Below are 8947 nucleotides of genomic sequence, written 5' to 3' on the forward strand. Positions count from 1 at the left end.
TCAGAGGCTTTCAGTCCGGTCGGCCGGCGACACCCATACCCAGCAGCGGGGATGAGGAGCGGTAGTCTCTTTTAGAGAAGAGAGGAATGCAAAGTATTTGCACCGTGCGCGCGAGCGCACCGGGGTCACGGCTTCGAGAACACGAAATCGCACCGCCGCGCCGTGAGTCGCGACCCCGTGCCGGACGTGGCGTCAAAGTGCGCCTTTACCTCATACGAATACGGCGTGAGCCGGTCCACATGCCCCACGGCGAAGATGGGCGCGCCGCTCAGGCCGTTTGCGCGCAGGCTCGCATCGCCGTCCGGGCCGATCGTGCCGTCGAGCACGAGCCAGCCTGCCTCGTGCTCTCTGCCGTGTTCGCCATGCAGCACGCTGTCCTGTACCCGCGCGGGGAACTGGTAGTTGTAGCTGTACGCGCCATCGGGCGTGGGCGGGCAGGTGAGGGAGACGGCCCAGTCCCCGTCGAAAGCGCCCGCACCCATCGCGACGGTGGCCAGGAGGCCTGCTGCCGCCGCACTGCCCCTGGCGAAGCGGGTGGCATGTCGTATCCGCATGGCCGGTCCTCCTGCGCGAGCTGCGCTGCTCTATCCACCATCGCGCTACGAAACGCGGCGCTTGAACCCGTCCAGCTACGCGTCGGCACGAAGGTCCGTGCGCACCGGCGCCGCCGCCGATCGCACTCAGTTCGACCAACGTAGCATCGGCGAGTCTCAACTGAGGAGCCTGCGCGTTCTCGCGCCGATAAGCAAGCGGGGACGCGCCCGGAATCCGCAGAACATTGGCGCGCAGGCGCGCAAGCGCACCGATATCAGGAAAGCCGGCGGGTTCGGTAGACGCCGGGGCGGAGGGCCAGCGCCAGGACGGCTTTGAGCTTGCGCCTGGCTTACATGCGCAGGCGATGTCCCCGCTGTATCGCAGGTGTCCTGGCCCGGCAAGTCCCTCTCCGAAAACGCTATTGAACTCTTGTTTAATATTCCCTATACTCCGTGGCGTGCGCTATTGAACAAGCATCCAATTGCGTCAGGCGCATTGATATCACAGAAAAGTCTTGCGTGGACGACGTGATCCACATTGATTTTGCGTATCACGAAGACACACGCAGGGCGTAGTCGACTGACCGCGCGAAACGTATCGAATCCTCACAAGACGAGGGTTTGCCTGGCTGAGCGGAACGGTTGGCCTTGATCCAGGGCTATCCCGCACTTTATTGAACGGTCATCAAATAGTAGAGTGCGTTCCGGGCGGTGCGTGCAGTCGGCAATCAGGCATGAGTCAGACAGATCGAGCAACCTAAACTTTGGAGGGGACGCTGTGAGACGCATGAAGGCGGTCATACCGATGGTGATTGCGGCACTTGCCTTGGGGCAGGGGGCTGCGGCGAGCGCCACTACGCTGAACGTTCTGAACTGGTCAGACTATATCGGCAAGGACACGATCTCGAACTTCCAGAAGTCCACGGGCGTGAATGTCCGCTACGACGCACTCGATAGCGACGACACGCTGCAGGCGAAGCTGCTGAGCGGCCATACCGGATACGATGTGGTGTATCCGACACTGACCTACATGACCAACCAGATCGAAGCCGGCGTGTATGAGAAGCTCGATTGGTCGAAGATCCCCAACCGCGCGAACCTCGACCCCGAGTTGATGAAGAAGATCTCGAAGATGGACCCGGGCAATCGATACGGAATTCCGTATGCGTGGGGCACCGAGGGCATCTCGATCAACCTGCAGCAGGCAGGCGCCGCGCTCGGCAAGGACGCCGACGTGAACGCGCTGGGCTGGAATCTGCTGTTCAATCCGGAGGTGGTCAGCAAGCTCAGCAAATGCGGCGTCTCGATCGTCGATTCGCCGGCCGACGTGTTCCCGATTGTCCTCGCCTACATGGGGCGAAATCCCAACAGCAAGAATCCGGGCGATTATCGCGATGCCTACAATGTGCTCAAGAAGATCCGCCCATACGTGACCCAGTTCAGCTCCACCTACATCAATGATGTGGCGGGCGGCGATGTCTGTGTCGCCTATAGCTGGTCGGGCGACGCAGGCATGATCAAGCGCCGGGTGAGAGAGGCGCATCGCAGCTTCCAGATCGAGTATCTGGTGCCCAAGGGCGGCGGCGGAGTCTGGTTCACGATGATGGCGATCCCGAAGGATGCGGAGAACAAGGACGACGCCTATAAGTGGCTGAACTTCATGCTCGACCCGAAGGTGTCGGCGGGATTCACCAACGATACGACCTATATCACGGCCGACGCCGCTGCGCGCGGCATGATCGATCCGGCGGTCGCGCAGGATACGTCCATCTATCCCACTAGCGAGCAGTTGAAGTCGTACTTCGTGCTCGAGCCGATCGACCCGGATATCCGGCGCACGATGAATGCGCTGTGGCTGCAGTTCAAGGCCAACCGCTGATTGCAGGCGCAGGCCCGGCCCTATAATGACGCTCATTGCCAGACAACGGAGAGTGAGGCGCGATGACAACGGCAAATGTCCGCAAGAGGCCCGGGACAGTGGCAAAACCGACAGGACGCGTGCGCAGTCGCGAGGACCCGGAAGTCCGGCGCAAGTCGCTGATCCAGGCGACCATGCGCTCCATCGCGAAGTACGGCTATTCCGGCACGACGGTGGACAGCATTTGCGCGGAGGCCCAGGTCTCGAGAGGGATGATCAACCATCACTTCAAGAGCAAGGACGAGTTGCTGCGCCAGTCGTATAAGGAGTTGTGCGACGAGTGGGCTTTCCAGACGCAGCAAATGGTCATGAGCACCTATAGCGATCCCGAGGAGCGCTTGCGTGCGCTGATCCGGGTCAGCTTCGGCCCTACGCTGTTCAAGCCGGACTATCTGGGCATCTGGGTGGGTTACTGGAGCGTGATCGGCAAGTCGCCGGCGCTCAGGCGCTTGCACCGCGAGACCTACAACTACGACCGGGAGTTGTACCAGAAGCTGTTCGAGGAGGCCGGCAAGCAACGTGGGCGGGAAATCAACGCGCGGCGCGCGACGATTTTGCTGATCGGCGTGATCGACGGATTGTGGCTGGAGTGGGGGCTCGATCCGAAAGGATTCAGCCCGAAGGAGGCCGAGGAAGCCTGTCTCGACTTCCTCTCGATGATGCTGGCGTAACAGGGGCGGGCGGCGGGTGTCGGTATGCCGCCTTTTTTCAGCGCGCGCTATTGGATGAACGTTTGTTCAACATAAGCATGATGCGAGCTTTCTCGCGGCATCGACTGGAGACGGCACGATGTTCAATATTCCTGAAGAGATGAGGTTATGAATAACGCACTGGAAAGAGCGGCATGGTCTGATCTTGGGGCGCCTGGGCAGCGTCACGCTCTCGAGGACGCAACGCCAATGGGGTACACCGCCGCGCGCAAGCCGGACTCGGGCTTTGTGGAGATCGTCGGCATCGTGAAGCAGTTCGGCGCCACAACGGCCGTCGACCATGTGAGCCTGTCGATCGGCAAGGGCGAGCTGTTCGCCCTGCTGGGCAGCTCGGGTTGCGGGAAGTCCACGCTGCTGAGGATGATGGCCGGCCTCGAGACGCCGACGTCGGGGCGCATCCTGGTGGAGGGTGTCGATCTGGCGACGGTGCCCGCGCATCGCCGGCCGACCAACATGATGTTTCAGTCCTATGCGCTGTTTCCCCATATGAGCGTGGAGGCGAACGTTGCGTATGGCCTGAAGCAGGAGCGGGTGCCGCGAGCCGAGATTCGCGAGCGCGTGAGCGAGGCGCTCGAACTGGTGCAGATGTCCGCCTACGGGTCGCGCAAGCCGCACCAGCTTTCCGGTGGGCAGCAGCAGCGTGTCGCGCTGGCGCGCAGCCTGATCAAGCGTCCGAAGCTGCTCCTGCTCGACGAGCCGATGTCGGCGCTGGACAAGAAGATTCGTCAGCGGACCCAGTTCGAACTCGGCAACATTTTGCAGAAGGTGGGCGTGACTTGCGTGATGGTGACGCACGATCAGGAGGAGGCCATGACGATGGCCGATCGCATCGCGGTGATGAATCGCGGCCGCATCATGCAGATCGGCGCGCCGGAAGACGTCTACGAGTCGCCGAACTGCAAGTTCTCCGCTGACTTCATTGGCTCGACGAATCTGTTCGACGGCGTGCTCCTCGCGCAAGGGGAGGACCGGATCGAATGCGCCGACCTGGACGCGCAGATCCGCCTGCGCGCGCCGTTGAACGGAAGGCGCGCGATGACCTGCCACGTGTCGATCCGCCCCGAGCGCGTGAACCTCGAATTCACGCCGCCAAACGTCGGCTACAACGTCGCCGAGGGGACGGTGGAGGAATGCGCGTACATGGGCAGCTACACGCTGTTCTATGTGCGCCTGCGCAGCGGCAGGCTGCTCATGGTCAACGTGTCCCGCATGACGCTCAGGCAGTTCGCGCACCCGCCTGGGTACGGTGAGCCCGTCTATCTGTCGTGGGACGCGGACAGCGTGGTGGTGCTGGAATCATGACGACCCGCGCCCTTAGCCTGCCACGGCGCTTCATGCCTTCGGGGCGCAGCGTGGTCATCGCGATTCCGTTCGCGTTTTTATTGCTGTTTTTCATGGTGCCGTTCTTCGCGGTCCTGAAGATCAGCTTCGCGGATCTGCGCATGGCGATGCCGCCGTATTCGCCGCTTGCACAGTGGGTCGATGGCGTGCTGCAGATCCGGCTGAACTTCGCGCACTATCGCGACGTGCTGACCAACGGCCTGTATATCGACGCCTATCTCCAGTCGGTGCAGGTGGCCTTTATTTCGACGCTGCTGTGTCTGCTCATCGGCTATCCGACCGCCTGGCTGATCGCGCGCTCGAATCCGGCCCGGCGCAACGTCCTGATGGTGGGCATCATGCTGCCGTTCTGGACTTCGTACCTGATTCGCATCTATGCATGGATCGGCATCCTGAAGGAAAAAGGACTGCTCAATGATTTCCTGCTCTGGGCGCACCTGGTCGATCGGCCGCTGAGGCTCTATCACAGCGACTGGGGGCTCTATATCGGCATGGTGTACTCGTACCTGCCGTATCTGATCCTGCCGCTCTATGCGCACCTGGTGAAGATGGACATGCGTTTGATCGAGGCTGCACGCGATCTTGGCGCCCGGCCCTGGAAGGTATTCGTGACCGTGACATTGCCGCTCTCCGCGGGCGGCATCATTGCCGGCTGCCTGCTGGTGTTCATCCCGGCGGTGGGCGAGTACGTGATCCCCGAACTGCTGGGTGGTGCCGATTCGCTGATGATCGGCCGCGTCATGTGGGATGACTTTTTCAATAACACGGACTGGCCCGTCGCGGCGGCCGCGGCCTGCGCAATGGTCGTGCTGCTGCTCGTGCCGATGGCGTGGTTCCAGCGTGTTCAGGCGGGGGAGGGCAAAACCTCATGAACATCATGCGACGGATCCTGCCGGGAGCATTCCTCGCGCTGGTCTTCCTTTTTCTCTACGTGCCGATCGTGAGCGTCGTGTTCTATTCGTTCAATGCGTCGAAGCTCGTCACCGTATGGACCGGTTTCTCGCTGCGCTGGTACTACGCGCTGACGCAAGACGCGGAGCTGCTGAGCGCCGCCGCCGCGAGCCTGAAGATCGCGGTGGCCACTGCCTGCGCCTCGGTCGTGATCGGCACGTGGGCCGGCTTCGTGCTCTCCGATTTCGGCCGGCTTCGCGGATTCACGCTGTTTGCCGCGATGACGAACGCACCGCTCGTGTTGCCCGAGGTTATCCAGGGCATCTCGCTGCTGCTGCTGTTCATCGGCCTGCAACAGTTGTTCGGCTGGTCGGGCGGACGCGGGATGGTGACGATCTGGATCGGCCACGTGATGCTGTGCCTGTCCTACGTCTCGATCACCGTGCAGTCCCGGCTCGCGAAGATGGACCGCTCGCTCACGGAGGCGGCGCGGGATCTCGGGGCGCCGCCATGGCGCGTGTTTTTCGACGTGACACTGCCGTTGATCGCCCAGGCCCTGCTCTCGGGCTGGCTGCTGTCGTTCACGATCTCCATGGACGACATCATCATGTCCGCGTTTCTGTCCGGCCCCGGCTCGACCTTGCTACCGCTCGTCGTGCTCTCGCGTGTGAGGCTCGGCCTGAACCCAGAGATCAACGCAATGGGCACGATCGTCATCATGTTCGTGAGTGTCGTGGTGGTGCTCAACAACACTTTCATGCTCAGGCGCGCGCGCAAACGCGACGCCGAAGTCAGCCGCGCACTGGCCGCGCCGGCACAGGAAGAGCAGACGCCCGTGCGTGTGGCGCAGGCGGCATGACCGGGCACGCTGTTGAAATCAATGGAGGAAAGATGAAAGCCTTGAAGAATCTGGAGCAGATCCGCAAGCAGGACAACGAGTCATGGCTGCACCCCTGGGAGTCGATGGCGGACGTGGGCGCGGCAAACCGGACGGTGGTGCAGCGTGCCGAGGGCATCCACGTGTACGACGAAAAGGGCAACCGCCTGATCGACGGCCCCGGTGGGATGTGGTGCATGCAGATCGGCTATGGCCGGCAGGAGATGGCCGACGCGATCGCGCAACAGATCATGCAGGTGCCCTACATGAACCCGTTCTCGCTCACGAGCGAACCATCCGCCAGGCTCGCGGCCAGGCTCGCGGAGCTGGCGCCGGGCGACCTCAATCATGTGTTTCTGACGACGGGCGGTTCCACCGCGGTCGACACCGCGCTGCGTTTCGTCCACTTCTATAACAACGTGAAGGGGCGGCCGAACAAGAAGCACATCATTTCGCGCGCCTCTGCGTATCACGGCAGCACCTACCTCTGCTCGCTCGTGACCGGCAAGGATCGCGACCGCAACTGGTTCGACATCGGCTCGCCCACGGTCCACTTCCTGCCGTCGGTGAATCCGTCACGCCGCCCGGCGGGGATGAGCATCGAAGCATTCGCCGACGAAAAGGTCCGCGATCTCGAACAGAAGATACTGGAGTTGGGCGCGGAGCATGTCGGCGCGTTCATCGCGGAGCCCATCCAGTCGTCGGGCGGCGTGATCGTGCCGCCGAACGGATACTTGCGCCGCTGCTGGGAGATTTGCCGCAAGTACGACGTGCTCTACATCTCAGACGAGGTCGTCACCGGCTTCGGGCGTCTCGGCCACTGGTTTGCGTCGAAAGAGGTGTTCGGCATCGAGCCGGACCTCATCACCTGCGCGAAGGGGCTCACGTCCGGCTATCTGCCGCTGGGTGCCTGCCTGATCTCGGATCGCGTCTTTGCCGAAGTGTCCGGCAGCCGGGCGCGCGGCGCGACCTTCGGGCATGGCTTTACTTACTCGGGGCATCCGGTGTGCAGCGTCGCCGCACTGAAGAGCATCGAGATCATCGAGCGCGAAGGCATTCTCGAGCACGTACGCGAACTCGGGCCGTACTTCCAGTCGCGGCTACAGGAACTGCGCGACATCCCGATTGTTCTCGACGTGCGGGGCATGGGGCTCGTCGGCTGTGTCGAGTGCAGCGTGAAGAGCATCGCGGAAGATTCGCTGGCGTTCGACAGCGACCTCGGCGCGCGCATCGACCGGCATTGTCACGAACTGGGGCTCATGGTGCGTCCTATCGTCAATCAATGCGTGTTCTCGCCCCCGCTCGTGATAACGAAGCAGGAAGTCGACCGGATGATGGACGCCTTGCGCGAAGGCATCGTGCGGACCATGCACGACATCGAGCAGGAACTCGGTATCACGATAGCTTGAGGCCGCATCCGCGGCATTGATGCGCCCCTCCTGGCGATAGCAGGCGGGGCGCAGCTTCGCCTGCCAGTGGCGGACGTTTGTTTCCACACCGGCTTTTCGTGACGACCACGTAGTGCAATCCATCGCCTTTATTGAATGAATATATAACCGGTATTCGCCGCGCTGCCGGAGCGGGCGGCTACGTGCTGGCGGTTGGCGACATGACTAACGAGGAGAACGAGGATGAAGAAACGACTTATTTGCATGGCGGTGGCGGCCTGTCTACCGGGGTTGGCGATGGCCGATGCCACGGACGCGCAGATCAAGGCGCTGCAGGCGCAGGTGGCTGCGTTGCAGAAGGCGATGGCCAAAATGCAGGACGCCATGGCGGCGCAAACGCGCAGCGCGTCCGCGAGCGGCGCGAAGCCGGAAGTGGCCGCGCAGGCGGCGACGCCCGCGCTGTCGCCCGACGATGGCGCTGCGCCGGCCACGCTCACGAACGACGAGGTCGCGAAGATCAAGCAGCAACTGGCCAGCCAGCGGCTGAAGGTGGACACGCTCGTCGATGCCGCCAACACCGGCCCGATCGCGGGTCTCTCGATCACGGGCTATATCGACCCGAGCTACATCTATAACCGGGCGGCAAACACTTCGTCGTTCCTGTTTGCGAATCACGAAAGTTCGTACAACTACTTTAATAGCACGTTCGGCGATGTGTATCTCGACATCAAGAAGACCTTCGGAGTGGGCCCGATGGCGCCTTCGGCCGAAATCACGCTCATGCCCAACCGCGGCAATGGAATTACGCTGCTCACGAACGAGCACGGCTCGATGGCCGACGACATCCTGAATACCGCCGTCGTCACCGTGCCGGTGACGGCTACCGGCACGTTCGTCGCGGGTCTCATGACGAGCTTTGGCGGCTACGAGGTGCAGCAGTCGAACCAGATGCTGACGCTCACGCACAACCTGCTCTACGACTTCTCGGATCCGGGCAGCTACGTGGGCGTGGGCTGGAACTACTCGCCCGACAACAGCCAGTGGGCGTTCAAGTTCATGGTGGGCAACGAGCAGTACCGCACCTACGGCTCTGTTACGCAAACGGGCACGAACGCGCTGGGCGACCCCATCACGACGAGCAACAAGATCCCGACCTTCACGGCGCGCGCCGACTATACGTGGTCGAGCGCACTCGATATCGGCGGCTCGTTCAACGTGGGCCGCCAGACGCTGTCGAGCGCGACCGACCCGACCACGGGCCAGATCGTCTACGGTCCGGGCGGCCAGGC

8 protein-coding genes are annotated in these 8947 nt (G+C 62.5%); 7 read left to right on the forward strand and 1 reads right to left on the reverse strand.

Annotated elements, in window-relative coordinates; translation table 11 throughout:
• Nucleotides 1–125: 125 nt before the first annotated feature.
• Nucleotides 126–554, reverse strand: a complete 429-nt coding sequence (locus BO1_RS41915) for a hypothetical protein (RefSeq protein WP_043288762.1) — start codon at nucleotides 552–554, stop codon at nucleotides 126–128.
• A gap of 766 nt (nucleotides 555–1320) precedes the next feature.
• Here BO1_RS41915 and BO1_RS41920 point away from each other — a divergent pair.
• The 7 genes from BO1_RS41920 to BO1_RS41950 form a co-directional block, all read left to right on the forward strand.
• Nucleotides 1321–2412, forward strand: a complete 1092-nt coding sequence (locus tag BO1_RS41920; RefSeq protein WP_028222667.1) for an extracellular solute-binding protein — start codon at nucleotides 1321–1323, stop codon at nucleotides 2410–2412.
• A gap of 98 nt (nucleotides 2413–2510) precedes the next feature.
• On the forward strand, nucleotides 2511–3122 hold the full coding sequence (gene betI, locus BO1_RS41925; RefSeq protein WP_167338441.1) for a transcriptional regulator BetI: 612 nt from the start codon (nucleotides 2511–2513) through the stop codon (nucleotides 3120–3122).
• Between the two features lie 228 nt (nucleotides 3123–3350).
• Nucleotides 3351–4463 carry an ABC transporter ATP-binding protein gene (locus tag BO1_RS41930; RefSeq protein WP_028222669.1) on the forward strand — a complete coding sequence of 371 codons (1113 nt, stop codon included), beginning with the start codon at nucleotides 3351–3353 and terminating at the stop codon, nucleotides 4461–4463.
• Nucleotides 4460–5374: an ABC transporter permease subunit gene (locus BO1_RS41935; protein WP_028222670.1), complete on the forward strand. Its 915-nt coding sequence runs from the start codon at nucleotides 4460–4462 to the stop codon at nucleotides 5372–5374. Before BO1_RS41930 ends, BO1_RS41935 begins: the two co-directional genes overlap by 4 nt.
• Nucleotides 5371–6252 carry an ABC transporter permease subunit gene (locus BO1_RS55065; protein ID WP_043288763.1) on the forward strand — a complete coding sequence of 294 codons (882 nt, stop codon included), beginning with the start codon at nucleotides 5371–5373 and terminating at the stop codon, nucleotides 6250–6252. Before BO1_RS41935 ends, BO1_RS55065 begins: the two co-directional genes overlap by 4 nt.
• A 32-nt stretch (nucleotides 6253–6284) precedes the next feature.
• On the forward strand, nucleotides 6285–7679 hold the full coding sequence (locus BO1_RS41945; RefSeq protein WP_028222671.1) for an aminotransferase: 1395 nt from the start codon (nucleotides 6285–6287) through the stop codon (nucleotides 7677–7679).
• Between the two features lie 222 nt (nucleotides 7680–7901).
• A partial coding sequence (locus tag BO1_RS41950) for a DUF3138 family protein (protein WP_028222672.1) occupies nucleotides 7902–8947 on the forward strand: 1046 nt, incomplete at its 3' end.

This window comes from Paraburkholderia oxyphila NBRC 105797 (assembly GCF_000685075.1).
GTDB classification, from domain to species: Bacteria; Pseudomonadota; Gammaproteobacteria; order Burkholderiales; family Burkholderiaceae; genus Paraburkholderia; species Paraburkholderia oxyphila.